Below are 25,194 nucleotides of genomic sequence, written 5' to 3'. Positions count from 1 at the left end.
CAATAAATTAATGGTTAACTTTAATAACGCCTTTGATAATTTCACGTTTGTTGTTAACTGACTCATCAAACGCGCGCTGAACATCTTCATAATCATAAATATGCGTCACCATCGACTTGACATCGAAACGCCCGGAGGAAATGGCTTCAATAGTGACCGGATAGCGGTTGGCGTAGCGGAAAACAGTCTGAATGGAGACTTCACGGTTAATTTTGAGGAAATTAATTGCCGAATCACCAGGAACCGTCCCAACGATCATGATTTTCCCACCGCGCATCACCAGGTACGGAGCCTGCTTAACGGTGATTGCCGAGCCGGCAGTTTCAAAAACAATGTCAGCCCCCATATCGCCGGAGAACTGCTGACAGCGGGCAACGGTGTCCTCTTTCGCCCCGTTGATCACAGTCGTCGCGCCAAGCTGCTCGGCCATGGCCAGACGCTTTTCCAGGACATCAACAACGGCGATGTCGGTAGCACCCAAACATTTACAGGCTTGCAGGGTCATTAAACCAATACAGCCCGCCCCCAAAATGACGATTTTCTTGCCCGGTTTAACGTCCGCCAGCATTGCGGCATGCATCCCTACCGCCGCAGGCTCTACCAGCGCGCCTTCCATGGTGTCCATGTTATCGGGCAGCTTGTAAGTGAAGCTCTCCGGATGGCACAGATAGTGGGTTAGCGCGCCGCGATAATTAGGCTGCGTGGCCATAAAGTCGACATCAGGACAGATGTTGTATTTGCCCTCCAGACAGTAGCGGCAGTGACCGCACGGCACGCCGGGTTCAATGTTCACCCGGTCGCCCGGTTTAAATTTACTGACGCGATTTCCTACCGCCACCACCGTACCGGCACATTCATGTCCGAGGCCAATTTCCTGGTTCGGGTCTTTTGGCGGAATAAAGGGACCTGATTCGAAACCGTGAACATCTGAACCGCAAATACCTACGTATTCAATTTTGATCAGTACTTCATGCTCTTTGGGTACCGGGATATCGGCGGCAATAATTTTCATCGTGCCCGGCGTTTTTAATATCGCTTTTGAATTTTTCATTTTATTTCCCATCAATATTATTTGCTGGTAACTGCATCAATACCGAGACTTTCGACAGAGACGCCTTTGGTTTCAATTCCGATGGTAGCAATGGCGACAGCGACAATAATGGAGACCGCACCCAGCAGTACAAATACACCCGTCACTCCATAACCGTTAAGCAATACCGCGACCGCATAAGGCGCGGCGATACCGCTGATACGCCCTACCGCATTCGCCAGACCAGAACCGCGAAGTTTCGCTTCGGTCGGCCATATTTCCGGAACATAGACTGCCGAGGCGTAACAAACGTACATATAGACAAAAGTAATCAGGAAGAAACCAATTAGCGTAATCAGTAGCATGCTGGTTTGCAGTGAATAGATATATCCCAGCACGGCAATTAACACTAATAATCCCACACCCATTGTCTTTCTGGGAATTTTATCCATTACCAGCATGGCGATAAAAATCCCAAACGGCGCGCCGAACATACTCATGGTATTTAAGACAATGGAGTCTTTCAGATTAATACCCTGAGTCATAAATATTGTCGGTAGCCAATTAATTAAGGTGTACTGGACGACGTTCATGGCAATCAGGACAAAGGAACCTAAAATAACTCGCTTGAGTAACACACCCGTTAATAAGGCCGAGTAAGGAACTGTGCGCGGGGCTTTGCCGTCATCTTCAAATACCACAGGCGGCAGTGGCTTGCCGGTCTGCTGAACAACCCCTTCTTCAATGGCCCGCATCACCTTTTCAGCTTCGGCGTAGCGTCCGCGGGATTCCAGCCAACGAGGCGACTCTGGGAAACTACGCCAGGCAATAATGGTCGCCACCAGCGACAGTACGGCCGGGATCAGCAACTGCACGCGCCAGTTCCATTCGGCGCTGATTAACGGCGTCAATCCCATCGCGATCAGCGAACAGAGCGGATAAGACCAGTTACCGATAAACGAGACCCGGCTTGACCAGGTGCCGCGATTTCTGCCTGGCATATATTCGGTGAACCCGGCAAACAGAGTCACCAACAGCGCGCCTAATCCAACTCCCATTACAAAACGGCAGGCGATCAGGAAAGTCATATTGGGTGAAAACGCGCCAACGATCATAGAAATAATATGAATCGCTTCATACAAAATAAATGCGTTTTTACGTCCGGTTTTATCGCCAATAATTCCCCCACCGAGCGCGCCGAGAAACATTCCCGCCGTCGTAATGGCAGAAAACGTGGCGGTGGTGGAATTATCGGTCCAACCAAGCTCTTTTAACTGCGCGAGAATTAATCCGCCAACGGCATTACTCCAACAAACCAGTAATCCAAAGGCAACCATCGCAAACATCGACGTGTGCCAACGGCAGTCAGGTAGCCTGTCCAGCCTGGCTCCGCAGTGCGGTTTTGCTATTTGTTCCATGCGATAACGTCCTTTTAATAAACATGTTATTCATCAAAGTCGTAAGTCATGATGACTTTAATCGCGGTTTTATCGACCATGGCGTCAAACCCTTCGCGCCATTGCGACAGGCCGATACGGTGAGTGATCATCGGTTTAACGTTGATTGCGCCGCTGGCCAGCAGGCGTATAGCATTGCGCCAGGATGTGGAATCGTAGGCCATATGGCCAATGATGCTTTTATTCCACGCGGTGATATCGTTGATGGAGAAATCGAGAGGTTTAAAGCCCATACCGACGCGAACGACTTCACCATTCGGGCGCAGCATTTCGATCGATTGTTTTAGGGCGATATTGGCACCAGAGCATTCGATGACCAGCCCCAGATTGTCTTTACCGCAGATTTCCTGGCAGCGTGCAACCACATCTTCGGTCGAACCGTTAACGACAGCTGTCGCACCCAGCTCTTTGGCGATCGGGAAGCGTACGGCAACATCCTCTTCCAGCCCGACCATCACAATATTAACGGCCCCCATAATGCGCGCCATTTGAACGGAAAAGAGTCCTAATGGACCGGTACCAAAGACCACCACATCCTGGCCTGGAAGAAATTTGGATTGCTGAGCGATAGATTTGTAGGCATTGCATATAGGATCCAGTACAGCCGCCTCTTCATAATCTACCCCTGCCGGGATTTCCCACAGAGCATGGCGGTGAATTTTGAGTATTTCCCCAGGGACCAGACAATATTTAGAAAACCCACCGCCCCAGGTATTGTTGTCCAGACCTAAATTCACCTTTTCTGTACAACAAAGAAAATCGCCCTGTTCACAGGCCGGACAAACGCCGCAAACGTGCCCGCTGTTGTCAGACACAACTCGCTGTCCCACCTTCCAGTCCTTAACCTTGTCGCCAACCTGCACAATTTGACCCGCAAATTCATGACCACGAATCGAATTAAACTGCTCGGATCCACTGTCGACATTGTAGTGTTTCATGTCAGCGCCGCAGATAGCAGCAGCCTTAATTTCAATCACAACGTCATCCGGACCACATACCGGTTCCGGAACATCAATCATCTTGTAGCCGCCAAAGGCCTTGCCAAATCTTGCCAGTGCTTTCATGGAATTTTCCTTTGTGTTTAGTTTTGCATCAGTGACCATCATACTTATCCATATAATTTTTGAGGTCAACACCAAATCTTTAAAACACAGATTTTGATCTGTATTTCACAACCAAGATCACAAATAAATGCAAAGTTGAACTGAAACCCAAGTGAACGTGGCTGCCGCTTCGCTAAAATGGCGTGAACCCCTTCGCATTTTTCCTGTTATGAAACTGTTAACCTGTGGGTGCTGTTTTTTTCGCCACGCCATTTCCGTGGCGTGTTTGCTTGTTTAAATGTCAAAGAGGAACACCGATGAAACTATTGCCTTTGTTGGCAGCACTACCCCTGCTCTGCGCCAGCGTTGTTTCCGCCAGTTCACTGATGTCAGTTGGCTACTTTAATGGTGGCGGCGACGTCACTGCCGGTCCCGGTGGCGACATCAATAAACTGGATGTTCGCCAGATAACCCATCTCAACTATTCGTTTGGCCTTGTCTATAACAACGAAAAAGACGAGACCAATGACGCCTTAAAAGACGCCAGCAAACTGCATCAGATTTGGCTTTCACAGAAAGTGCAGGATGATTTGCTGAAAATTCCACAGCTGCGTAAACAAAATCCAAACCTGAAAGTTTTGCTTTCCGTCGGCGGTTGGGGAGCGCGTGGATTCTCTGGCGCGGCAGCAACGAAGGAAACACGCGCAGTGTTTATTCAGTCTGCGCAGGAGATAATTGCGAAATATGGTCTGGATGGCATCGATCTCGACTGGGAATATCCGGTTAACGGCGCCTGGGGACTGGTCGAAAGCCAACCGGCTGACCGCGCTAACTTCACCGCGCTATTAACAGAGCTGCGCGCCGCATTGGGGCATAAAAAACTGCTGACCATCGCCGTGGGCGCAAATGCAGAAAGTCCGAAAAGCTGGGTGGATGTCAAAGCCATTGCACCATCGCTCGACTACATCAACCTGATGACCTACGACATGGCTTACGGCACCCAATATTTCAACTCGAACCTGTATGATTCGACGCAATGGCCGACGGTCGCCGCAGCGGATAAGTACAGCGCCGATTTTGTGGTCAATAACTATCTCGCCGCCGGTCTGAAACCGAGTCAAATGAATCTGGGCATTGGCTTTTATGGCCGCGTACCAAAACGCGCCGTTGAGCCAGGTATTGACTGGAGCAAACCTGACGCGCAGAAAAACCCGGCTACCCAGCCCTATTTCGAGTCAGCTCAAATTGAGTTGTTCAAATCACTGGGCATCGACCTGAGCAAAGATACCTACGTGAAGTACAACGATATTGTGGCGAAGTTGATTAACGATCCGCAAAAACGCTTTAGCCAACATTGGGATGATGAAGCGAAAGTGCCGTGGCTGTCGGTACAGTCTGCGGATGGAAAAAAACTCTTTGCCCTCTCCTATGAAAACCCGCGTTCAGTGGCGATCAAAGCCGACTACATCAAAAGCAAAGGGTTGGCAGGCGCCATGTTTTGGGAGTACGGCGCAGATGACAATAATCAGTTGGCGAAGCAGTTAGCCGATTCGTTAGGCATCAAACACTGATCCCAACACCTGACACAATAGGTTATGATTAGCGCATTCCGCTGCGCCAGCTTTTGGCGCAGCTCTTCATTTCTACTGGAGGCATGAGCTTTATGGCTTTTATCCCTAAAAATTACGCCCGTCTGGAAGTCGGTTACCGGGAAAAGGCGCTTAAACTCTTTCCCTGGGTCTGCGGACGCTGTTCCCGTGAGTTCGTGTATTCAAATTTGCGCGAGTTGACGGTACACCATATCGATCACGATCACTCGAATAACCCGGAAGATGGTAGCAACTGGGAAATGTTGTGCCTGTACTGCCACGATCACGAGCATTCCAAATATACGGAAGCGGACCAGTATGGTTCAACGGTGGTTGCAGGAGAAGATGCGCAAAAGGCCGTAGGCGAAGCGAAATACAACCCATTCGCCGATCTGAAGGCGATGATGAACAAGAAATAATATCAACTGCAGGCCCGACACAGATGTTTGCCGGGCCTGGGTAATCAGGATTTAAACGTCGCAATCGGTTCTGGCGTAATACCAAACTCAACCTTCAACTGCTGCTTGCTCTTCATAACCATCTCACCATTGGTATCAATCGTCATATGCTGTGCGTCAATATTGTTTCGCGCCTGCCATAACATCACCAGCTGTAAGCTATTCTCTTTTTGTTCTGCCGTTAGCGCTACGCCATCCGGCCATTTCCCTAGCTCAACGGCAGTCGATAAGCGCTGATAAACTTCCGGCGTCATGCTGTTGATCATCTCATCAAGATTCATGTTAAATCCACTCTCCGTAGAATAATTTGCTGAATCGTTTCTTCAACCCTTGGTTTGCTCACCGTTTTCACCATCGGTGAAGTTCAAAGACGCTGAGTTAACGCAGTACCGTTCACCGGTAGGTTTCGGACCATCCGGGAAGACGTGTCCCAGGTGCGCATCACAGTTTCCACAGCGGATTTCAATGCGCTGCATGCCGTGTGACGTATCTTTTATGTAACGGATAGCCTCATCGCTGACAGGCTCGTAAAAGCTGGGCCAGCCGCAGCCAGAGTCATATTTTGTCTCGGAACGAAATAGCGGATTGTCGCAGATCAAACAGTGGTAGATGCCGTCACGTTTGTTATGTAGCAAACGTCCGGTAAATGGCGGTTCTGTCCCGTGATTCTGCGTTACGTAGAACTGCATTTCGGTTAAATTTTTTTTCAGTTCTTCTGGAGAAGGTTGATTAGCCATTTGCTCACATCTCGCTTTATCTAAACTCACATCGCGAGACAGATTCTAACAAAACATTAACACCGGAGTGCGAACTTTTGTTCTAAACTTGATCCTTGCGAAATGGCAGCCTGCAATTCGTGATCAGAATCACGTTTTTATCTTGATTGCCCTTTAAAATTCGGGCCGCCGACCCCATGTGGTTTCAAGCCCAAAGGAAGAGTGAGGCGAGTCAGTTGCGCAAAGCTTAGGCAGCAGATTGATTTGTCGCAATGATTGACACGATTCCGCTTGACGCTGCGTAAGGTTTTTGTAATTTTACAGGCAACCTTTTATTCACTAACAAATAGCTGGTGGAATATATGACTATCAAAGTAGGTATCAACGGTTTTGGCCGTATCGGTCGCATTGTTTTCCGTGCTGCTCAAGAACGCTCTGACATCGAGATCGTTGCAATCAACGACCTGTTAGACGCTGACTACATGGCTTACATGCTGAAATATGACTCCACTCACGGCCGTTTCAACGGTACCGTTGAAGTGAAAGACGGTCATCTGATCGTAAACGGTAAAAAAATCCGTGTTACCGCTGAACGTGATCCGGCTAACCTGAAATGGGACGAAGTTGGTGTTGACGTAGTAGCTGAAGCTACTGGCCTGTTCCTGACAGATGAAACCGCTCGTAAGCACATCACTGCTGGCGCGAAAAAAGTGGTTCTGACTGGTCCGTCCAAAGATAACACTCCGATGTTTGTTAAAGGCGCTAACTTTGACAAATACGAAGGTCAGGACATCGTTTCTAACGCTTCCTGCACCACTAACTGCCTGGCTCCGCTGGCTAAAGTTATCAACGACAACTTCGGCATCATCGAAGGTCTGATGACTACTGTTCACGCGACCACCGCTACTCAGAAAACCGTTGATGGCCCGTCTCACAAAGACTGGCGCGGCGGCCGCGGCGCATCCCAGAACATCATCCCGTCCTCTACCGGTGCAGCTAAAGCTGTAGGTAAAGTACTGCCAGAACTGAACGGCAAACTGACTGGTATGGCGTTCCGCGTTCCTACCCCGAACGTATCCGTTGTTGACCTGACTGTTCGTCTGGAAAAAGCTGCTTCTTACGAAGAAATTAAGAAAGCAATCAAAGCTGCTTCCGAAGGCCCGATGAAAGGCGTTCTGGGTTACACCGAAGACGACGTAGTATCTACCGATTTCAACGGTGAAGTTTGCACTTCCGTGTTCGATGCTAAAGCTGGTATCGCACTGAACGACAACTTCGTGAAACTGGTATCCTGGTACGACAACGAAACCGGCTACTCCAACAAAGTTCTGGACCTGATTGCACACATCTCCAAATAAGTTGAGATGAAATAGTAATCTGTAAGAGCGACTCAGGTCGCTCTTTTTTTTGCCTGAAGAAAGGATTGCGTAATGATTAATAAAATTTTTGCACTTCCGGTAATCGAACAAATTACCCCTGTCCTCTCCCGCCGTCAGCTTGATGAGCTTGAGGTTCTTGTTGTCGATCACCCACAGGTTAAAGCTTCTTTCGCACTGCAGGGCGCACATCTTCTTTCCTGGAAACCAAATGGTGAAGAGGAAGTCCTGTGGCTAAGTAATAATACCCCATTTAAAACCGGCGTAGCGCTGCGTGGCGGCGTACCAATTTGCTGGCCGTGGTTTGGTCCGGCTGCTCAGCAGGGCCTGCCTTCGCATGGTTTTGCCCGCAATCTACCATGGACGCTGAAAGCTCACAACGAAGACGACAATGGCGTGATGCTGACGTTTGAACTGCAGAGCAACGCTGAAACGCGTCAGCTTTGGCCACACGAGTTTTGCCTACTGGCCCGCTTCAAAGTGGGAGCCACCTGTGAGATGGAGCTGGAAGCTCATGGTGAGTTTGAAACCACCTCGGCACTGCATACCTATTTCAACGTTGGTGACATTGCGGCAGTGAAAGTCAGTGGTCTTGGCGATCGCCTGATCGATAAAGTGAATGATGCTAAAGAAGATGTGCTGGCTGATGGTATCCAGACCTTCCCGGACCGCACCGATCGCGTTTATCTGAATCCGGAAGCGTGTAGCGTGATTCATGATGATGCGTTGAATCGCAATATCGACGTTGTCCATCACCACCACCTGAATGTCGTGGGCTGGAACCCTGGCCCGGCGCTGTCCGTCAGCATGGGCGACATGCCGGATGATGGTTACAAAACGTTTGTTTGCGTAGAAACGGCTTACGCGACCGCTCCGCAGAAAACCACCGAAGAAAAACCATCTCGCCTCGCGCAGACTATTCGTGTAGCTAAACGCTAACACAGCTCCGCGCACCATGCCGGATGCGGCCAACGCCTTATCCGGTCTACAAACTACATGCAGCCATAGGCCTGATAAGCACAGCGCATCAGGCAGTTCCGCGCACCGTGCCGGATGCGGCCAACGCCTTATCCGGCCTACAAACTACATGCAGCCATAGGCCTGATAAGCACAGCGCATCAGGCAGTTCCGCGCACCGTGCCGGATGCGGCTAACGCCTTATCCGGCCTACAAACTACATGCAGCCATAGGCCTGATAAGCACAGCGCCATCAGGCAGTTCCGCGCACCGTGCCGGATGCTGCCAACGCCTTATCCGGTCTACAAACTACACGCAGCCGTAGGCCTGATAAGCACAGCGCATCAGGCAGTTCCGCGCACCGTGCCGGATGTGGCTAACGCCTTATCCGGCCAACAAACTACATGCAGCCATAGGCCTGATAAGCACAGCGCATCAGGCAGTTCCGCGCACCATGCCGGATGCTGCCAACGCCTTATCCGGTCTACAAACTACACGCAGCCGTAGGCCTGATAAGCACAGCGCATCAGGCAGTTCCGCGCACCGTGCCGGATGTGGCTAACGCCTTATCCGGCCTATAAACTACACGCAGCCGTAGGCCTGATAAGCTGTGGGAACATCGGCATTTGGCAAATCAGGCCATATCCAGCGCGGTTTTACCTTTTGGCGCCGGATACGCCTTATCTAACTGCTTCAACTCATCTACAGAGAGCGTTATCTCCAGCGCGGCGGCATTTTGTTCGACATGCGCTACGCTTGCGGCTTTCGGAATTGCTATTACCCCCGACTGGCGAATCACCCATGCCAGCAAAATCTGCGCAGCGCTAACATTGTGCGCGTGCGCGATGTCATTCACCACAGAGTTAGAAAGCAAATCGCCACGCAGTCGTCCCGCCTGGGCCAGCGGACTGTATGCCATGACCGGCATCTGCTGCTGCTGGCACCACGGCAGTAAATCATATTCAATACCGCGCGAGGCTAAATGATAAAGCACCTGATTAGTTGCACACTCTCGTCCACCGGGTACCTGCCATAACGCCTGCATATCATCATAATCGAGATTCGAGACGCCCCAACGGCAGATTTTCCCCTGCGCAATCAGTGTTTCCATGGCATCGACGGTCTCTGCAAATGAAAAATCGCCCATCCAGTGCAGCAAATAGAGATCCAGATAATCAGTTTTCAGTCGACGCAGGCTCGCTTCGCAGGCGGCAATGGCTTTCTGTCCGCCGGCATTCCATGGGTAAACTTTCGAGACTAAAAAAGCGCTATCACGCCGCCCCGTTAATGCTTCACCCACTACCTCCTCCGCTGCACCATCAGCGTACATTTCTGCGGTATCAATCAATCGCAGGCCTAGATCCAGTCCGGCCTGCAGCGCAGACACTTCATCCCGGCGTCGGCTTGGATCCTCGCCCATGTACCATGTTCCCTGCCCAATAGCAGGAAGCGATACCTGGTTTGTAAACGTCACCTGTTTCGCTGTCATCGCACCCTCCTGTGTTAATGCACCACAGTAAAGCAAAACAACGCGCATGTGTCCTGTTAGGGTGCACAAATTGCACCATCATGGATTGGAAACCGATCGTTAAGGCGAGCGAAATAAAAAGCCCGGGAACAGCAGATGTTCCCGGGCCGAAATAATACAAAATCTTAACTACGAAGTGGTTACTTTAACCGACCTAGATATTTTCCCTCTTTCATGGCGTTGATTTTTCCGTTTTTATAGACGATGACGGAAATCAAACCTGCGCTATAAGACTGAGCTTCTGCACTATTCTCATCATTTGCCGCAGGTTTGCCATTAATATAAGCAATGCCATCAGCACCACGTTTAAAGTCCACTCCAAGTTTATTCACATGCACGGGCGTGATTTTACTGGCGTGTACCGGAGCATTCGCGTCACTGACCATGGTTTTATGTTCATGCTGTAACTGCTGGCGGTAAGCCTCGCTAATGGCATACGCAGGTGCAGCAGAGGAAGCCACCAACGCAGCGATAATAATTAATTTTTTCATACGTTACACCTTAATACTTATCGTGTTTGTGGTGATGGCTGGAATTAGTATCATTTGTGCCATACACGTTTTGCGCGTTTTCCATAGCCTGTTTTTCAGCGGCAGCATTGATTGTCGCCTGACGGTTTTGCTCCGCAACATAACAGGCATCACGGCTCACACCCTTACTTTCGCAAGCATTCATGCGTGAAGCCTCGGTGGAACAACCAGCCAGAATCCCGCCCATCACAGCTATCATGATTAACTTTTTCATTATATATACCAGGTTTATTCTCAAAATATCCACATGGCGTATTATATTTAATGCCATGAAGAGTTGCTGTCGCTACTTTAAAGTTTACTTAATATCTGCAATGGAATATTTAATGTCAATTTTAATTTTTTCAGATAAACACCTAAAGATGTAAAATTAAAATCAATCGATTAATTTTTGTTTTTTTCACATGAAAGTTAACTTTCGCCATGAGATAAACATGCTAAAAGAGTTATCAATAATTTTCATTGCGCTTAACAATAAGAAAATTACGCTTACCTCGATCGTAAATTTTAGTATTATCAACGCATTGAATAGCTACAAACCATTACTTCATGACAATGATTTGCTAAACCATCACGACTTTATTTCGTTCAAAAATGAATAGATAACAGGCTAATAAAATAGCAAGTATATTTTTAGTAACAGCGACAGGAATAATACGTTAAAAATTCGTTGTAGCCTGACAGAATGCCAAAACAGCACAAAAAATCAAATTTCATGTTTTAGATCAATATTCATCTCCGTCAAGCGCAAAAAAGCCCGCACTGATGCGGGCTAGTGTTTGACGCGCATTAGTATCAGAACTTGTAGGTTACACCCACCGAGAAGATGCCAGACCAGGACTTATCGACCATCGGGCTGTCTTTCACTTCATCACTCAAACGCACATAACGGCCAGTGCCGTATACGTTCCAGTTGCCAAGGAAGTTATAGCTCGCGGTCAACTCCAGGTACGGATCCCATCCATCGTCAGCGTTGTAGCTTTTCAGACCACTGCGGCGAGACTCGTGATTGGACACGCCATAATAATAGTCGTTGTAGTTTTCGCTGCTGTACTGCACACCGATACCCGGCGTCAGAGTCAGCCCACCATTAGTGTAACGGTAGAGCCAGGCCAGATCCCAGATAAAGCCGTTGCTGTTATCCAGAGTATCACCCGCCAGTGCAGTACGCAGGAAACCATACTGGGTGTTATGTACATACGAGAGGCCAGCCATCATGCTGCTTTTACGCTTGTCGAGTTGGCGCAAAGCATGGCTATCGCTATCACCTGGCTTGAAATGCGTCGGATCATAGTACGCCATGATGGAAAGCTTATCTGTCGTGTCATTCCACAAATAGTAACCGCCACCCAAGCCGTGGAACCACACATTATCGCCTTCATAGGTGACAACCGGAACAGGGTAAACATCGCGGTCATACTGTTTGTATGGGCTGTTAATCACGCCGACACCCGCGCCAACAGTCCACTGGCTTTCAGCCTGTGCGGTGCTAACTGCGGTTGCGGCAAGGACGCTAAGTGCCAGAAGTTTGAGTTTGGTCACAATCCATAATTCCTTATTCAAATGTGTAGCGGTCAAAGTGTAACCGCCAATACGCTTCAGCCCAACTATTTTACGTATTCGCCCCAGAATGTAACCCCCTAATTTCTCAGCGAGTGATGACATTTTGCTTGCAGGACGATGAACACCGCATGAATCCCGCTCCAATTCTTTACATAAGATGTGCTTTTTTTGCTGATGAGTTATTGATATGCCATTGAAATTCATTTGCGCACACAGGCAAGTTTTGCAAATGCCATCTACGCTTAATTTTAGAAGGTGTATCACCGAATACGTTGATCTCCTGACCACTAAAATGGCATGAGAGTTGCTTATTTCCTCAGCAGCGACGTCGTTCAGTTTACCTCTTCAGGGGCCTCTACTATTCATATGAACGGCTCTTAACATGTGCTAAAAAACGAAAGGACGGCATACCATGAATATATTCGATCACTATCGCCAGCGTTATGAAGCTGCCAAGGACGAAGAGTTCACGCTGCAGGAGTTTCTTACCACTTGTCGGCAAGATCGCAGTGCTTATGCCAACGCGGCAGAGCGGCTATTAATGGCTATTGGTGAGCCTGTCATGGTCGACACTGCCCACGAACCTCGACTTTCTCGACTCTTTTCGAATCGGGTAATTGCACGCTATCCCGCCTTTGAAGAGTTTTACGGCATGGAAGACGCCATTGAGCAAATTGTTTCTTATTTGAAACATGCGGCTCAGGGTCTGGAAGAGAAGAAGCAGATTCTGTATCTGCTGGGGCCTGTGGGAGGGGGGAAATCATCTCTTGCTGAGCGGCTGAAGTCGCTGATGCAGAGAGTACCAATTTATGTCCTGAGTGCCAATGGCGAACGTAGCCCGGTCAACGATCATCCGTTATGCCTGTTTAATCCGCAGGAGGACGCGCAGATCCTGGAAAAAGAGTATGGGATCCCGCGTCGCTATCTCGGTACGATCATGTCGCCCTGGGCTGCGAAACGTCTGCACGATTTTGGCGGGGACATTACAAAATTCCGCGTCGTCAAAGTCTGGCCGTCTATTCTGGAGCAGATCGCTATCGCCAAAACGGAGCCTGGTGATGAAAACAACCAGGATATTTCTGCGCTGGTCGGGAAAGTGGATATTCGTAAACTCGAACACCACGCCCAGAACGATCCTGATGCCTACGGTTATTCGGGGGCACTGTGCCGCTCAAACCAGGGGATTATGGAATTCGTTGAGATGTTTAAAGCACCGATTAAAGTGCTGCATCCTCTGCTGACCGCCACCCAGGAAGGAAACTACAACGGGACAGAAGGTATCTCTGCCCTGCCGTTTAACGGGATTATTCTTGCCCACTCGAACGAGTCCGAATGGGTAACGTTCCGTAATAACAAAAACAATGAGGCGTTCCTTGACCGTGTTTACATCGTCAAAGTGCCTTATTGCCTGCGGATCTCTGAAGAGATCAAAATTTACGAAAAACTGCTTAACCACAGTGAGCTGACCCATGCGCCTTGCGCACCGGGCACGCTGGAAACGCTCTCTCGCTTTACCATTCTTTCTCGCCTGAAAGAACCTGAGAACTCGAGCATTTATTCGAAGATGCGCGTTTACGATGGCGAAAGCCTGAAAGATACCGATCCGAAAGCGAAATCCTATCAGGAGTATCGGGATTACGCCGGGGTTGATGAGGGAATGAACGGTCTGTCCACGCGTTTCGCGTTTAAGATCCTCTCTCGCGTCTTTAACTTTGACCATGCCGAAGTGGCAGCTAACCCGGTACATCTGTTTTACGTACTGGAGCAGCAAATCGAACGTGAACAGTTCCCGCAGGAGCAAGCTGAGCGTTATCTTGAGTTCCTGAAAGGCTATTTGATCCCGAAATATGCTGAATTCATCGGCAAAGAGATCCAGACGGCTTATCTCGAATCCTATTCCGAATACGGACAGAACATTTTCGACCGTTATGTCACTTATGCGGATTTCTGGATTCAGGATCAGGAGTATCGCGACCCGGATACCGGTCAGCTGTTTGACCGCGAGTCACTGAACTCAGAACTGGAGAAAATTGAGAAGCCGGCGGGTATCAGTAACCCGAAAGATTTCCGTAACGAGATCGTCAACTTTGTTCTGCGTGCCAGAGCGAATAACAGCGGTCGCAATCCAAACTGGACCAGTTACGAAAAACTACGCACGGTTATTGAGAAGAAAATGTTCTCCAATACCGAGGAGTTGCTGCCGGTCATTTCGTTCAATGCTAAAACCTCGACTGACGAGCAGAAAAAACACGACGATTTTGTCGACCGTATGATGGAAAAAGGCTACACGCGTAAACAGGTGCGTTTACTGTGCGAATGGTATTTGCGCGTACGTAAATCGTCTTAACATAAGTGCCCGGTGGCGCATGCCTTACCGGGCTTGCAAAACAATGTTCCGTAGGCCGGATAGCGCCAGCGCCATCCGGCACTTACAGACATGGCGAACAGTTGGCAGTACGGGGGGCTTATGACCTGGTTTATTGACCGGCGTCTTAACGGCAAAAACAAGAGCACGGTAAACCGCCAGCGCTTCTTACGCCGTTATAAATCGCAAATTAAACAGTCGATCTCCGAGGCCATTAACAAGCGTTCGGTGACTGATGTGGATAGCGGCGAATCTGTCTCTATTCCGACTGATGATATTAGCGAACCAATGTTTCATCAGGGACGTGGTGGTCTGCGCCATCGCGTGCATCCGGGTAACGACCATTTTGTGCAGAATGACCGCATTGAACGCCCACAGGGCGGCGGTGGCGGTTCAGGAAGCGGACAAGGCCAGGCCAGCCAGGATGGTGAGGGTCAGGATGAGTTCGTCTTTCAGATCTCTAAAGATGAATATCTCGATCTGTTGTTCGAAGATTTAGCACTTCCTAACCTGAAGCAGAATCAGCAGCGTCAGTTAACGGAGTACAAAACGCACCGGGCAGGTTTTACCTCTAACGGTGTGCCTGCCAACATCAGCGTGGTGCGATCCCTGCAAAACTCACTGGCGCGCCGCACGGCGATGACAGCGGGTAAGCGTCGCGAACTGCATGCTCTCGAAGCGGATCTGGAAACCATCGCGAAAAGCGAACCAGCGCAGTTGCTGGAAGAGGAACGGTTACGCAAAGAGATTGCCGAACTACGGGCAAAAATCGAACGCGTGCCATTTATCGACACCTTTGATTTACGCTACAAGAATTATGAAAAACGCCCCGACCCTTCCAGCCAGGCGGTGATGTTCTGCCTGATGGACGTCTCTGGTTCAATGGATCAGTCGACCAAAGATATGGCTAAACGTTTTTATATCCTGCTGTATTTGTTCTTAAGCCGGACCTATAAGAACGTGGAGGTGGTTTATATTCGCCACCATACCCAGGCGAAAGAAGTGGATGAGCACGAGTTCTTCTACTCTCAGGAAACCGGGGGAACCATTGTCTCCAGTGCGCTGAAGTTAATGGATGAAGTGGTGAAAGATCGCTACAACCCTGCCCAATGGAACATCTATGCTGCACAGGCATCGGACGGTGATAACTGGGCTGATGATTCACCGCTGTGTCATGAGATTTTGGCGAAAAAACTGCTGCCAGTGGTACGCTATTACAGCTATATCGAAATCACTCGCCGCGCTCACCAAACCTTGTGGCGTGAATACGAACATCTGCAATCAACTTTTGATAACTTTGCGATGCAACATATTCGCGATCAGGATGATATTTACCCGGTATTCCGCGAACTGTTTCATAAACAAAGTACGACCAGCAATAGTTAATCACCTAAACAAATCAGCCAGAGGTTATCTTCTCTGGCTGATTTTTTACGGGTGCTGATTTTTCATCTTATCAATATTCATCCGTTTATCCTTTTTATTTTCCCTTTACAGAGCAGCAGGCAATGTAATTGAGTTGATGACGTTGCGAACGGAAGAAGCGAAACATTTTCAGGAAACGACGACGATTTTCGCTCGTGCGTAAGCCGTTAAACACAATTTTTACCGCCCCCGTAAGCCCTTCATCACGAACTAATCCGCGCGGCGACATCAGCGACATGTTGCCATTCTGTTGCAGGACCTGTTCGAACCCGCAGTTAAGAAATAAATCACGCCAGCCTTGTCTGGTCATTGGACTAACGTTTGATTTCACCACATCGACAAGCTGGCCCTGATCGCCCGCGCCCAGTTTCTGGGCGGTGAACATAATGTCGTGGGTGAGCAGACGCCCACCGGGCTTCAACACGCGATAATATTCGGCAATTAACTTCGCCTTCGCTTTATCGGCATACATTGTCAGCATGGCTTCGTTAATCACAACATCGAAACTGTTATCCGCAAAAGGAAGAGTGTTGGCGTTAGCAGCCATCACATGAATATGATTTTCCAGACCATTTGCCGCTACGTTATTCCTTGCATTTGACAGTGCGGTTTTATCCATATCAATGGCGTATACGGTACAGCCATAGCGTTGAACTAACTCTATCGCCGTCGTGGCCATGTTGCACGCCACTTCAAGTACCTGGCTGCCGGGCGTCAGCTGTGACTGGCTAAACAACCATTCGGTTGCTTCAACGCCGCCCGGACGCAGACGGGTTTTGCCCAGGCTGGCTAAAAATGTATGACCCGCTTTTTCAGTCGCGCTCATTGGCCTGTCTCCTTTCTATAAGTTGCATTATAAATACAACATTAAGAGTTAAAGGTGAAGCGCGCGAATGATTTTTATTACAAAATGTCCTTGCCCGTAGCGTTAGAGCGGATGTATGCCCTGTGATAGACTGAAGTATCAGACTTACAGGGCTGTAAATCATTATGAAATTGCATCATAAAGCGCTCAGGATCTTTATCTCCGTCAGCGTAATTGTTTTGACATCTTCTTTTTTGGTTTATGAGCTCATTGCCAGCGATAAAGCAATGAATGCGTACATGCGCTATATCAATGAGAAAGCCGACTCCTCGTTTCTCTATGATAAGTACACAAATCAGAGCATCGCAGCCCATCTGATGCGCACATTTTCGTCCCCTCAGGGGCCTGCTTCTCTCGAACAGCAAAAAGCACTTTGCAACGCTTTCGACAGCGTTAACGGCACTCATGGGCTCAATCTCACTAAGCGTAACTATCTGCCATTACACGGTACGTTGCAGACCACCTCAACAAAATGTAGCGAACAACTTGATGACATTTTTCTGCTGCCCTCTTTTGACCGGGCGGTCAATGTTAATCGCCAGCAGAAAGATTACGGTCAGGGATTAGGGACGCTGGAGTATAAATTTCGATATTACGTCGATCTCAAAAATAACTACGTCTATTTCTATGATGTGATCGACTCGCGGAAATTTGCGATACACAACTGGTCGTTTTTGCAAAAAGGCACGCTGGGAATCGACCAGAATGATATTGACGGTATTTTTACTGGCCGCACGGTGATCTCCAGTATTTATGAAGATAACCTGACCGAGAAAAAGGTGATGAGCTTTTTAACACCGGTTTACTACGCCAATAAGCTAAAAGGCGTGGTGATGGTGGATATTAACAAAGAGAATTTACAGAATATTTTCTATACCAGCGACCGTCCTCTCGTCTGGCGCTATCTTAACGTAACGGTCTCTGACACCAGTTCAGGTAAAGAGATTCTCGTTCATAAAAGTGAAACCGATCTGTTCCGCTATGTTAACTATGAGAAGGACATACCCGGCGGTATACGCATCACTCTCTCACTCGATGTTATGTACTTTATTGTCTCGTCCTGGAAGATATTCGCGTTCTATCTACTGGCAACGATATTGCTGCTGAATATGGTCAGAACGCATTTTCGGCTGTATCACAACGTCACGCGGGAAAATATCAGTGACGCGATGACCGGGCTCTACAACCGTAAAATTCTAACGCCGACGCTCGAACAGCGTTTACAACAGTTAGTAAACTCCGGCACCCTCGTGACCTTTATCGCTATTGATTGCGACAAACTAAAAGTTATTAATGATACGTTGGGGCATAAGGAAGGCGATCGCATTATCACCCTCCTGGCCAAAGCTATTCAAACGTCCATTCGCAAAAGTGACTATGCCATCCGCCTCGGTGGCGATGAGTTTTGCATTATCCTCATCGATCACCCCAGTGAATTAACGCCCCGCCTGCTGGAGAGGATTCGCTATAACTTACAAATTATTGCGCAAGATAGATCAATCAGCTTCTCTGTCGGAATTTATAATATGCAGCCAAACGACACCATTGATGATGCCTACAAAGCATCTGATACACAGCTCTACCTGAACAAACAGAAAAAACGCACCGATGCGTAATCATTTTTCTGACAGGATTTTCATTGTTGTACCAGGAGTAAGTCATGACGGAAGTAAACAAAGGTAACGCAACGCACCAGCGTTTAATCTCCCTGTTGTCAGAACACGGTGCGACCTACCGCGTAGTCAGCCATGAAGCCGTAGGCAAATGTGAAGCTGTCTCTGAAATTCGCGGTACCGCACTGGGTCAGGGTGCAAAAGCGCTGGTCTGCAAAGTAAAAGGCAACGGCGTCAATCAGCATGTTCTGGCGATCCTCTCTGCCGATCAGCAGGCGGACCTGAGCCTGTTGGCCAGCCATATTGGCGGGTTGAGAGCGTCACTTGCCAGCCCGGCGGAGGTAGATGAACTAACAGGCTGCGTATTTGGTGCTATCCCACCGTTCAGTTTTCATCCGAATCTCAAGCTGGTCGCCGACCCGCTGTTGTTTGAGCGTTTTAATGAAATTGCGTTCAATGCCGGAATGCTGGAAAAATCCGTGATCATGGATACCGCAGATTACCTGCGCATCGCGAAACCGGAATTAATCCCGTTCCGCAGAGCACAATAACTGCCCAAGTTAGCAGTAAAAAACATCGCTTCGTGCGTTAGCCCAAAAAAAATCATAATCATTAAAAAAAGCCTGTTCCGTCACGCGTTTACGCGTACAGTAAGCAGGCTTATTTTTTCTTTTGGCAAGGAAACTACGATGTTTGATGTCACTCTGCTGATCCTGCTCGGACTGGCAGCTCTGGGCTTTGTCAGCCACAACACCACAGTCGCTGTTTCAATTCTGGTGCTGATTATTGTCCGTGTTACCCCTCTGAATACCTTCTTTCCCTGGATTGAAAAACAGGGCCTGACCGTCGGGATTATAATTCTGACCATTGGCGTCATGGCGCCGATCGCCAGCGGAACGCTACCGCCCTCCACGCTCATCCACTCCTTTGTGAACTGGAAATCACTGGTTGCTATTGCCGTTGGGGTATTTGTCTCCTGGCTTGGCGGACGCGGCGTTACGCTAATGGGCAGCCAGCCTCAGCTTGTTGCTGGTTTACTGGTGGGCACGGTACTGGGCGTGGCGCTGTTTCGCGGTGTGCCAGTGGGGCCGCTTATTGCGGCAGGTCTGGTCTCATTGATTGTTGGGAAGCAGTAGCCAGCCCGTTCAGATAACGGCCTGGTGTCTGTCCCAGGCCTTTTTTGAACATAGTGATAAATGCCGTGGTCGAATCGTACCCGAGCATTTGCGCGACCTGTTGTACATTGCGACCATCAATTAACGCCTGCAGCGCCAGAATCAGCTGGAGCTGGTGACGCCAGCGGCGAAAACTCAACCCCGTTTCTTTGACGACCAGGCGAGCAAGGTTACGTTCACTCATCGCAAATACGCTGGCCCATTGTCCCAACGTCTGCCATTGTGCAGGCTCTCTCGCCATCGTTGCGACCATTCTGCGAATTTTCGGGTGATCGGAAACCGGCAACTGCATTTGCTCCTGGGGTTGCTGCGGCAGTTCATCAAACAACACCTGCGTCAGCCGCTGGGTTGCCGGCTCCAGCCGTTGGGCATCCGTTTTGGATGCCAGCGCCAGAATAAGCTCCCGGCACAACGGAGCAATTTTCAGCGTGCAGCAACGATCGGGCATCACGACGGCCTGCGGCTCAATAAACAAAAAGCATAATTGTGCGCCAACGGTAACGTGGTTGCTGTGTGGAATTTCACCGGGGATCCACACTGCATATTGCGGGGGCACCATCCACATAGCATTTTCAACCTCACAAGTGATCGCGCCATGCAACGCCAGAATCAACTGGCCTTTACGGTGCTGATGCAGCGGACTAAAAAGTTCATCTTCCCGGGCCTGAATACAAAACGCCACGGCCGCATCGTGGTGAAGATCCGGTTCATATCCATCCAGCCTCAGTCCTAACATAAAAATGTCCGATTTAAGCGATAAACTGTCATTTTAGCTTGATTCATCCATTGTGTAAAAACGCTAAGGTATCGCCTCGCCTGACGATATGAGAAAAAAATGACAAATACTCCTTCCTCCCGTGGCAAGAACGCAGCGTTGCTGATCGCGGGGATCCTGATGATTGCCACCACATTGCGCGTCACCTTTACCGGAGCTGCCCCGTTGCTGGATGCAATTCGCGCCGACTACGGACTGAGCACTGCCCAGACGGGGCTTCTGACCACCCTGCCACTGCTGGCTTTCGCACTGGTTTCACCTCTGGCTGCCGCCGTTGCGCACCGTTGGGGTATCGAACGCAGCTTGTGTGTCGCTATGCTACTGATTTGCGCTGGTATTGCGATACGTTCGCTGCCCTCACCAGGGTTCCTGTTTAGCGGCACCGCGATCATTGGTTGCGGAATCGCCTTGGGCAATGTGCTTTTACCCGGACTGATTAAGCGTGATTTTGCTCAGCATGTGGCGAAACTCACTGGCGCATACTCGCTGACCATGGGCGCGGCAGCGGCACTGGGTTCCGCCATTGTGGTACCGCTGGCGTTGAACGGGTTTGGCTGGCGCGGTGCGCTGATGGTACTGATGGCCTTTCCGCTACTGGCGCTGATTATCTGGTTACCCCAATGCCGCCAGACGGCCAATGCCAGCTTGAGCAACTCGCGCGCGCTGCATTCCCGCGCGATCTGGCGCTCCAGCCTCGCCTGGCAGGTGACGCTGTTTCTGGGGATCAATTCGCTTATCTACTACGTCATCATCGGCTGGCTGCCCGCTATTTTGATCAGTCACGGCTACAGCGAGTCGCAGGCCGGTTCACTGCATGGTTTACTGCAGCTGGCGACCGCCGCGCCGGGATTATTGATTCCTCTCGTCCTGAACAGATTTAAGGATCAGCGCGCCATCGCCGCTCTGGTTTCATTAATGTGCGCCGTCGGCGCGGCGGGATTCGCCATAATGCCCGACCAGGCATTGCTATGGACCATCCTGTTTGGCTTTGGCTCGGGCGCGACGATGATCCTCGGCTTGACCTTTATTGGCCTGCGCGCAAGCTCAGCGCATCAGGCTGCTGCCCTCTCCGGCATGGCACAGTCTGTCGGATATTTACTGGCGGCCTGCGGACCACCACTGATGGGGAAAATTCACGACCTCAACGATAGCTGGCTGATTCCTCTTGGCGGGGTCGCCGTGTTAGCGATGCTGATGGCGGTATTTGGTTTGTGCGCGGGGCGCAATCGGGAGATCGCGAGCGCATAATGCACAGGGCAGGTTCGTGAACAACCTGCCCGTTTTTTTATCCGCGCGCGGCGCGCAGCATCGCCTGAACTAACGGCACGGGTTTTCCCGCCAGCGCTCCGCGTTCATGTTGAAAGAGCGTGCCAACATAAAATGGATGCGTCACCAGCTCAATGGCACGAATATCACCAACCTCATCCCAACCGGTCACCCGAAGATCGCCGCTTTCAAGCTCGGCGGCAAAATCCTCCGATACGCCATAGTTGCAGTGATATCCCTCGGTGATAACATCCCGCCCGTAGGCTTTGGCAATCAGCGTATTGGCCCGCAGCTCAATATCATCCGTTTTTTCTACCAGCGAGCAGGTCAATGGTGCTATCACCATTCGACCCGTGGTGTCCGTCTCGGCGTGGCCGGCATCGCTCCAGCCCAGCACGTTGCGGGCGTACTCCAGAATCGCATGCTGAAAGCCGCCGCAGGTACCCAGGAATGGGATGCTGTTTTCACGCGCGTAGCGTATCGCTATCAGCGCCCCTTCAAGATGGCGATATGGACTGCCTGGAACGACCCAGATGGCATCATAGCCAATCAAGTCCTCACTGCTGTTGATATCAGATGTAGTTAGCCAGTCGTAATCGGCCACTAATTCCAGAACGGCGGCAGCATCATCGATAGCAAGGGGAATAGCCTGGTGCGCCACAATATCGGGGCTGTAATCACCCACCAGCGCAATGCGAAGCGTATCTTTAATTGGGGAAATTTCCATTAAGCTTTCCTTGTGTCCTGACAATAAGGGACAGCATAAGGAGCCTCAGCCTACCGACTTTTTAGTGGTATCACAATCCCTTAAATTGGGAGTCAGGACAGGCAAAATGCTATAATGGTCACGTTTTACGATCTTATTTAACCGTAATAAAGTTGATGATAAATACCTGAGCGGTAGCTGAAAGGAGCGGATGAAGAGATGAAGATTCAGTGTAAACGTGTGTATGACCCGGCAGAAAAAAGTGATGGTTACCGCGTGTTGGTCGACCGGTTGTGGCCACGCGGGATAAAAAAGACTGACCTTGCTTTCAACGAATGGAACAAAACGCTGACGCCATCCTCTGAATTGCGCAAAGCATTCCACGCAGAACTGATCGATTTTTCACACTTTTCCGAGCAATATCGCGCAGAGCTGGCCCAACAGCAGCAGGAAGGAAAGCGCCTCGCAGAGATTGCCCGACAGCAAACCTTAACGCTACTGTATGCAGCGAAAAATACCCAGCAAAACCACGCACTGGTGCTCGCTGAATGGCTACGTCAATGCTGACCGCGTATTACTTGGCCGTTGCCGGATGATCTCTACGCCAGAGTGACCATTCATCAATTACTTCCCCGTTGGGTAGTTTGCAGTCAGACTTAACACCTTGCGGAGTCTGCACCGCAATCAACGAGCCGCCCTTTTGTTCGCAATACACCGATGCTGGATTCGCCATGCCAACTTTCGGTGGCACAGGCGCTTCCGGTTCCGTGGTACACCCCGCCAGCACCAGCAAGCCGGGCAAAAAAATAGATGCCAGTTTCATATTTACTCCTGTTAAAAACCTTATCCTGGCAGGTTACCCCGACTTTCCATCTATCTCCATGTTTTCCTGTCAGCTATCCATTTTATGTTTACATTCTGAGCTGGATGGCGTGTTTCATCTTTCACCTCGATGTTCTATCATGCGGGCAACGTCAGCCCAATCATTACTCAGGAGCATTTCACCTCATGTCGGACATGATCCTTGCCAGAGTCTCACAATCCTTAGCTACGGAGCAGTCAGTTGAGAGTCTGGTTCGCCAACTTCTGGAGATGCTGGAGATGGTGACTGAGATGGAATCAACCTACCTGACCAAGGTCGATCTGGATGCCCGTCTGCAGCATATTCTGTATGCGCGTAATAGCCGCCAAATGCAGATCCCCGAAGGGCTATCCGTGCCGTGGGATGAAACGCTGTGCAAACGCGCGATTGAGGAAAACTGTCTGTACAGTGACAACGTGCCCGCACGCTGGCCGGAATGTACCGCTGCTCGCGCACTGGACATCACCACCTTTCTAAGTACTCCCGTTCATCTTCCGGACGGAACGTTTTACGGTACACTCTGCGCTACCAGCCGCCGTCAGCAGGCACTGAGCCAACGTGGAGAACAAGTATTACATCTGTTTGCCGGTCTGATCGCCCAGTCGATTCAAAAAGAGTCGCTGGTTGCTCAGTTACGTGAAGCGAACGCCGCGCTGATTGCTCACTCCTACACCGATGCCCTGACAGGGTTACCGAATCGGCGCGCAATTTTTGAAAATGTGGAGACCCTATTTTCGCTTGCCCGCCACCTCAGGCAGAAGATAGTTGTTGCCTATATCGATTTGGATGATTTCAAACTGATTAATGACCGCTTTGGCCACGAGGTTGGTGACCAGTTCCTGATCCAGATTGGGCAGCGCCTGCTCCGTGAATGTAGTGATAATGACATTCTCGGTCGACTGGGCGGTGACGAATTTTTAGTCGTTCGCCTGTCAGCGGAAGATGAACTTGATCAGCTTATGCGTCTGCAGCAGGTGAAAAATCAGCTGCAACAGCAGATTTGCGGTGACTACCACCTGGGTGATATTCATCTGTATTATCCTGGTGCCAGTCTGGGTGTGGTGGAAATTGATCCGCTGGAGACTGATGTAAACTGTGCGCTTCATCTTGCAGACAGCGCAATGTATCAGGATAAAAAGCGTCAGGATAAAACCCCTTTTGTCGTACATTAAGCCCTGCTATGCTGGCTCGTCTTTAAATAACTCTGGTAGATAATCGTATGCGACTCGGTATTATTTTCCCCGTCATTATTTTCATTTCCGCTGTCGTTTTCTTATCCTGGTTTTTTATTGGCGGCTACGCTGCGCCGGGAGCATAACGATGAAAAAAACAACGATTATTATGATTGGCGTGGCGATCATCGTGGTTCTGGGCACGGAACTGGGGTGGTGGTAACCAAAATAAAGGCCACTTATCAGTGGCCTCTATTGTCTGTATGTTTACTTAACTTTTGATTTTTCTGTAGATAAACAACACCACAATCGCACCGATAACCGCTACGACGAAACTGCCGAAGTTGAAACCATCAACTTTACCAAAACCAAAGAAGGTACTGATCCAGCCACCCACTACCGCACCGACAACCCCTAAGATAATGGTCATAAAGAATCCGCCGCCATCTTTACCCGGCATAATCCATTTTGCCAAAATCCCAGCGATAAGACCGAAAACCACCCATGAAATAATGCCCATAATTTTCCTCACTTATGTTTTTAAATTAACGATTCACTCGTTGTATAAAAGCATAGCATAGCGCTGAAAAATTAAAATTTGTGATCGTCATCACTTCATATTTTCATCTTTTTCCGATGTTTCATAAGGTTATGACTGCTGACCGGTAGGCTAAATTTTTGCCGCTCCTCGTCATTAATGTCGAATCGTCAGTCATTATGCTT

At 49.6% G+C, this 25,194-nt stretch carries 27 protein-coding genes and 1 pseudogene; 14 read left to right on the top strand and 14 right to left on the bottom strand.

The features are described from left to right. Nucleotides 1–7 precede the first annotated feature (7 nt). The 3 genes from OGX89_RS21895 to OGX89_RS21885 are packed head-to-tail and all read right to left on the bottom strand — an operon-like array spanning nucleotide 8 to nucleotide 3,551. Nucleotides 8–1,051: an NAD(P)-dependent alcohol dehydrogenase gene (locus OGX89_RS21895; RefSeq protein ID WP_003832485.1), complete on the bottom strand. Its 1,044-nt coding sequence runs from the start codon at nucleotides 1,049–1,051 to the stop codon at nucleotides 8–10. Nucleotides 1,052–1,068: 17 nt separating this feature from the next. Further along, entirely contained in the window at nucleotides 1,069–2,448 is a 1,380-nt protein-coding gene (locus tag OGX89_RS21890; RefSeq protein ID WP_126956083.1) for an MFS transporter, read from the bottom strand. A 26-nt stretch (nucleotides 2,449–2,474) separates the two neighbouring features. Next, the gene (locus OGX89_RS21885) at nucleotides 2,475–3,551 is read right to left on the bottom strand and encodes a zinc-binding dehydrogenase (protein ID WP_003832481.1); all 1,077 of its coding nucleotides are present in this window, start codon (nucleotides 3,549–3,551) and stop codon (nucleotides 2,475–2,477) included. Nucleotides 3,552–3,847: 296 nt separating this feature from the next. Between OGX89_RS21885 and chiD the strand changes: the two genes are divergently transcribed. Both chiD and yajD read left to right on the top strand, forming a co-directional pair. Beyond that, nucleotides 3,848–5,101, top strand: a complete 1,254-nt coding sequence (gene chiD, locus OGX89_RS21880) for a chitinase ChiD (RefSeq protein ID WP_126318376.1) — start codon at nucleotides 3,848–3,850, stop codon at nucleotides 5,099–5,101. Between the two features lie 92 nt (nucleotides 5,102–5,193). Continuing rightward, entirely contained in the window at nucleotides 5,194–5,538 is a 345-nt protein-coding gene (gene yajD, locus OGX89_RS21875) for an HNH nuclease YajD (protein WP_003832478.1), read from the top strand. A gap of 44 nt (nucleotides 5,539–5,582) precedes the next feature. Here yajD and OGX89_RS21870 read toward each other — a convergent pair whose 3' ends face one another. After that, nucleotides 5,583–5,858, bottom strand: coding sequence for a YeaC family protein (locus OGX89_RS21870; RefSeq protein WP_003030693.1), 276 nt, complete (start codon nucleotides 5,856–5,858; stop codon nucleotides 5,583–5,585). Between the two features lie 42 nt (nucleotides 5,859–5,900). Beyond that, a complete protein-coding gene (gene msrB, locus OGX89_RS21865) occupies nucleotides 5,901–6,314 on the bottom strand; it encodes a peptide-methionine (R)-S-oxide reductase MsrB (protein ID WP_003832475.1) in 414 nt (137 codons plus the stop codon). Nucleotides 6,315–6,655: 341 nt separating this feature from the next. Between msrB and gapA the strand changes: the two genes are divergently transcribed. Next, nucleotides 6,656–7,651: a glyceraldehyde-3-phosphate dehydrogenase gene (gapA, locus tag OGX89_RS21860; RefSeq protein ID WP_003030697.1), complete on the top strand. Its 996-nt coding sequence runs from the start codon at nucleotides 6,656–6,658 to the stop codon at nucleotides 7,649–7,651. A gap of 72 nt (nucleotides 7,652–7,723) precedes the next feature. After that, nucleotides 7,724–8,608, top strand: a complete 885-nt coding sequence (locus OGX89_RS21855; RefSeq protein WP_126956081.1) for a D-hexose-6-phosphate mutarotase — start codon at nucleotides 7,724–7,726, stop codon at nucleotides 8,606–8,608. Between the two features lie 652 nt (nucleotides 8,609–9,260). On the opposite strand, the gene OGX89_RS21850 is transcribed toward OGX89_RS21855, so the two are convergent. The 4 genes from OGX89_RS21850 to OGX89_RS21835 all read right to left on the bottom strand — a co-directional run bounded on the left by OGX89_RS21850 (nucleotide 9,261) and on the right by OGX89_RS21835 (nucleotide 12,226). Next, complete coding sequence (locus tag OGX89_RS21850) at nucleotides 9,261–10,115, bottom strand: aldo/keto reductase (protein ID WP_126956079.1); 855 nt, start codon at nucleotides 10,113–10,115, stop codon at nucleotides 9,261–9,263. A 179-nt stretch (nucleotides 10,116–10,294) separates the two neighbouring features. After that, nucleotides 10,295–10,645: a hypothetical protein gene (locus OGX89_RS21845; RefSeq protein WP_003832469.1), complete on the bottom strand. Its 351-nt coding sequence runs from the start codon at nucleotides 10,643–10,645 to the stop codon at nucleotides 10,295–10,297. Nucleotides 10,646–10,655: 10 nt separating this feature from the next. Continuing rightward, a complete protein-coding gene (locus tag OGX89_RS21840) occupies nucleotides 10,656–10,955 on the bottom strand; it encodes a hypothetical protein (RefSeq protein ID WP_126956077.1) in 300 nt (99 codons plus the stop codon). Between the two features lie 524 nt (nucleotides 10,956–11,479). Next, nucleotides 11,480–12,226: a MipA/OmpV family protein gene (locus OGX89_RS21835; protein WP_063941476.1), complete on the bottom strand. Its 747-nt coding sequence runs from the start codon at nucleotides 12,224–12,226 to the stop codon at nucleotides 11,480–11,482. A 433-nt stretch (nucleotides 12,227–12,659) separates the two neighbouring features. On the opposite strand from OGX89_RS21835, the gene yeaG reads away from it, so the two are divergent. After that, nucleotides 12,660–14,594, top strand: a complete 1,935-nt coding sequence (gene yeaG, locus OGX89_RS21830; protein ID WP_003030707.1) for a protein kinase YeaG — start codon at nucleotides 12,660–12,662, stop codon at nucleotides 14,592–14,594. 120 nt (nucleotides 14,595–14,714) lie between these two features. Next, nucleotides 14,715–15,998: a YeaH/YhbH family protein gene (locus tag OGX89_RS21825; protein WP_003832459.1), complete on the top strand. Its 1,284-nt coding sequence runs from the start codon at nucleotides 14,715–14,717 to the stop codon at nucleotides 15,996–15,998. Between the two features lie 94 nt (nucleotides 15,999–16,092). On the opposite strand, the gene OGX89_RS21820 is transcribed toward OGX89_RS21825, so the two are convergent. Then, a complete protein-coding gene (locus tag OGX89_RS21820; protein WP_008784518.1) occupies nucleotides 16,093–16,863 on the bottom strand; it encodes a class I SAM-dependent methyltransferase in 771 nt (256 codons plus the stop codon). A gap of 164 nt (nucleotides 16,864–17,027) precedes the next feature. On the opposite strand from OGX89_RS21820, the gene dgcJ reads away from it, so the two are divergent. The 3 genes from dgcJ to OGX89_RS21805 all read left to right on the top strand — a co-directional run bounded on the left by dgcJ (nucleotide 17,028) and on the right by OGX89_RS21805 (nucleotide 19,651). Continuing rightward, nucleotides 17,028–18,518 carry a diguanylate cyclase DgcJ gene (gene dgcJ / locus OGX89_RS21815; protein ID WP_126956075.1) on the top strand — a complete coding sequence of 497 codons (1,491 nt, stop codon included), beginning with the start codon at nucleotides 17,028–17,030 and terminating at the stop codon, nucleotides 18,516–18,518. Between the two features lie 44 nt (nucleotides 18,519–18,562). Then, on the top strand, nucleotides 18,563–19,066 hold the full coding sequence (locus tag OGX89_RS21810) for a YbaK/prolyl-tRNA synthetase associated domain-containing protein (RefSeq protein ID WP_126318388.1): 504 nt from the start codon (nucleotides 18,563–18,565) through the stop codon (nucleotides 19,064–19,066). 138 nt (nucleotides 19,067–19,204) lie between these two features. Then, nucleotides 19,205–19,651 (top strand): DUF441 domain-containing protein, encoded by a 447-nt coding sequence (locus OGX89_RS21805; RefSeq protein ID WP_003832453.1) that lies wholly within the window; start codon nucleotides 19,205–19,207, stop codon nucleotides 19,649–19,651. Here the strand turns inward: OGX89_RS21805 and OGX89_RS21800 are convergent. Further along, nucleotides 19,628–20,426: pseudogene (locus tag OGX89_RS21800) on the bottom strand (AraC family transcriptional regulator). The gene OGX89_RS21805 and the pseudogene OGX89_RS21800 overlap by 24 nt on opposite strands. A gap of 99 nt (nucleotides 20,427–20,525) precedes the next feature. On the opposite strand from OGX89_RS21800, the gene OGX89_RS21795 reads away from it, so the two are divergent. After that, nucleotides 20,526–21,713 carry a CynX/NimT family MFS transporter gene (locus tag OGX89_RS21795; RefSeq protein ID WP_126956073.1) on the top strand — a complete coding sequence of 396 codons (1,188 nt, stop codon included), beginning with the start codon at nucleotides 20,526–20,528 and terminating at the stop codon, nucleotides 21,711–21,713. 37 nt (nucleotides 21,714–21,750) lie between these two features. Here the strand turns inward: OGX89_RS21795 and OGX89_RS21790 are convergent, their stop codons facing one another. Next, nucleotides 21,751–22,458: a CTP synthase C-terminal region-related (seleno)protein gene (locus OGX89_RS21790; RefSeq protein ID WP_003832447.1), complete on the bottom strand. Its 708-nt coding sequence runs from the start codon at nucleotides 22,456–22,458 to the stop codon at nucleotides 21,751–21,753. A gap of 198 nt (nucleotides 22,459–22,656) precedes the next feature. On the opposite strand from OGX89_RS21790, the gene OGX89_RS21785 reads away from it, so the two are divergent. Beyond that, complete coding sequence (locus tag OGX89_RS21785) at nucleotides 22,657–23,004, top strand: DUF488 domain-containing protein (protein WP_003832445.1); 348 nt, start codon at nucleotides 22,657–22,659, stop codon at nucleotides 23,002–23,004. 7 nt (nucleotides 23,005–23,011) lie between these two features. Here OGX89_RS21785 and OGX89_RS21780 read toward each other — a convergent pair whose 3' ends face one another. Then, on the bottom strand, nucleotides 23,012–23,260 hold the full coding sequence (locus tag OGX89_RS21780) for a putative hemolysin (RefSeq protein ID WP_003832443.1): 249 nt from the start codon (nucleotides 23,258–23,260) through the stop codon (nucleotides 23,012–23,014). Nucleotides 23,261–23,445: 185 nt separating this feature from the next. On the opposite strand from OGX89_RS21780, the gene OGX89_RS21775 reads away from it, so the two are divergent. The 3 genes from OGX89_RS21775 to yoaJ are packed head-to-tail and all read left to right on the top strand — an operon-like array spanning nucleotide 23,446 to nucleotide 24,694. Continuing rightward, nucleotides 23,446–24,471 (top strand): sensor domain-containing diguanylate cyclase, encoded by a 1,026-nt coding sequence (locus OGX89_RS21775; protein WP_063941472.1) that lies wholly within the window; start codon nucleotides 23,446–23,448, stop codon nucleotides 24,469–24,471. Nucleotides 24,472–24,518: 47 nt separating this feature from the next. Next, nucleotides 24,519–24,617, top strand: coding sequence for a YoaK family small membrane protein (locus OGX89_RS21770; RefSeq protein ID WP_032941789.1), 99 nt, complete (start codon nucleotides 24,519–24,521; stop codon nucleotides 24,615–24,617). 2 nt (nucleotides 24,618–24,619) lie between these two features. After that, nucleotides 24,620–24,694, top strand: a complete 75-nt coding sequence (gene yoaJ / locus OGX89_RS21765; RefSeq protein WP_095533175.1) for a protein YoaJ — start codon at nucleotides 24,620–24,622, stop codon at nucleotides 24,692–24,694. 48 nt (nucleotides 24,695–24,742) lie between these two features. Here the strand turns inward: yoaJ and OGX89_RS21760 are convergent, their stop codons facing one another. Continuing rightward, entirely contained in the window at nucleotides 24,743–24,991 is a 249-nt protein-coding gene (locus OGX89_RS21760) for a GlsB/YeaQ/YmgE family stress response membrane protein (protein WP_003832440.1), read from the bottom strand. Nucleotides 24,992–25,194: the final 203 nt, after the last annotated feature.

The sequence above is a fragment of the Citrobacter sp. Cpo103 genome, from assembly GCF_030332605.1.
GTDB lineage: Bacteria > Pseudomonadota > Gammaproteobacteria > Enterobacterales > Enterobacteriaceae > Citrobacter > Citrobacter portucalensis.
The sequence above is the reverse complement of the archived record's forward strand: the minus strand, read 5'-3'. Positions and strand labels throughout refer to the sequence as shown.

What these genes read in the sequence shown, in the direction of transcription:
- yeaG (WP_003030707.1), top strand. Translation starts at nt 12,660, where the DNA reads ATGAATATATTCGATCACTATCGCCAGCGTTATGAAGCTGCCAAGGAC.
- OGX89_RS21760 (WP_003832440.1), bottom strand. Translation starts at nt 24,991, where the DNA reads ATGGGCATTATTTCATGGGTGGTTTTCGGTCTTATCGCTGGGATTTTG.
- OGX89_RS21820 (WP_008784518.1), bottom strand. Translation starts at nt 16,863, where the DNA reads ATGAGCGCGACTGAAAAAGCGGGTCATACATTTTTAGCCAGCCTGGGC.
- OGX89_RS21870 (WP_003030693.1), bottom strand. Translation starts at nt 5,858, where the DNA reads ATGAATCTTGATGAGATGATCAACAGCATGACGCCGGAAGTTTATCAG.
- yajD (WP_003832478.1), top strand. Translation starts at nt 5,194, where the DNA reads ATGGCTTTTATCCCTAAAAATTACGCCCGTCTGGAAGTCGGTTACCGG.
- OGX89_RS21775 (WP_063941472.1), top strand. Translation starts at nt 23,446, where the DNA reads ATGTCGGACATGATCCTTGCCAGAGTCTCACAATCCTTAGCTACGGAG.
- OGX89_RS21840 (WP_126956077.1), bottom strand. Translation starts at nt 10,955, where the DNA reads ATGGCATTAAATATAATACGCCATGTGGATATTTTGAGAATAAACCTG.
- OGX89_RS21855 (WP_126956081.1), top strand. Translation starts at nt 7,724, where the DNA reads ATGATTAATAAAATTTTTGCACTTCCGGTAATCGAACAAATTACCCCT.
- OGX89_RS21810 (WP_126318388.1), top strand. Translation starts at nt 18,563, where the DNA reads ATGACGGAAGTAAACAAAGGTAACGCAACGCACCAGCGTTTAATCTCC.
- gapA (WP_003030697.1), top strand. Translation starts at nt 6,656, where the DNA reads ATGACTATCAAAGTAGGTATCAACGGTTTTGGCCGTATCGGTCGCATT.
- dgcJ (WP_126956075.1), top strand. Translation starts at nt 17,028, where the DNA reads ATGAAATTGCATCATAAAGCGCTCAGGATCTTTATCTCCGTCAGCGTA.
- OGX89_RS21795 (WP_126956073.1), top strand. Translation starts at nt 20,526, where the DNA reads ATGACAAATACTCCTTCCTCCCGTGGCAAGAACGCAGCGTTGCTGATC.
- OGX89_RS21890 (WP_126956083.1), bottom strand. Translation starts at nt 2,448, where the DNA reads ATGGAACAAATAGCAAAACCGCACTGCGGAGCCAGGCTGGACAGGCTA.
- chiD (WP_126318376.1), top strand. Translation starts at nt 3,848, where the DNA reads ATGAAACTATTGCCTTTGTTGGCAGCACTACCCCTGCTCTGCGCCAGC.
- OGX89_RS21770 (WP_032941789.1), top strand. Translation starts at nt 24,519, where the DNA reads ATGCGACTCGGTATTATTTTCCCCGTCATTATTTTCATTTCCGCTGTC.
- OGX89_RS21895 (WP_003832485.1), bottom strand. Translation starts at nt 1,051, where the DNA reads ATGAAAAATTCAAAAGCGATATTAAAAACGCCGGGCACGATGAAAATT.
- OGX89_RS21885 (WP_003832481.1), bottom strand. Translation starts at nt 3,551, where the DNA reads ATGAAAGCACTGGCAAGATTTGGCAAGGCCTTTGGCGGCTACAAGATG.
- OGX89_RS21790 (WP_003832447.1), bottom strand. Translation starts at nt 22,458, where the DNA reads ATGGAAATTTCCCCAATTAAAGATACGCTTCGCATTGCGCTGGTGGGT.
- OGX89_RS21845 (WP_003832469.1), bottom strand. Translation starts at nt 10,645, where the DNA reads ATGAAAAAATTAATTATTATCGCTGCGTTGGTGGCTTCCTCTGCTGCA.
- OGX89_RS21785 (WP_003832445.1), top strand. Translation starts at nt 22,657, where the DNA reads ATGAAGATTCAGTGTAAACGTGTGTATGACCCGGCAGAAAAAAGTGAT.
- msrB (WP_003832475.1), bottom strand. Translation starts at nt 6,314, where the DNA reads ATGGCTAATCAACCTTCTCCAGAAGAACTGAAAAAAAATTTAACCGAA.
- OGX89_RS21805 (WP_003832453.1), top strand. Translation starts at nt 19,205, where the DNA reads ATGTTTGATGTCACTCTGCTGATCCTGCTCGGACTGGCAGCTCTGGGC.
- OGX89_RS21850 (WP_126956079.1), bottom strand. Translation starts at nt 10,115, where the DNA reads ATGACAGCGAAACAGGTGACGTTTACAAACCAGGTATCGCTTCCTGCT.
- OGX89_RS21825 (WP_003832459.1), top strand. Translation starts at nt 14,715, where the DNA reads ATGACCTGGTTTATTGACCGGCGTCTTAACGGCAAAAACAAGAGCACG.
- OGX89_RS21780 (WP_003832443.1), bottom strand. Translation starts at nt 23,260, where the DNA reads ATGAAACTGGCATCTATTTTTTTGCCCGGCTTGCTGGTGCTGGCGGGG.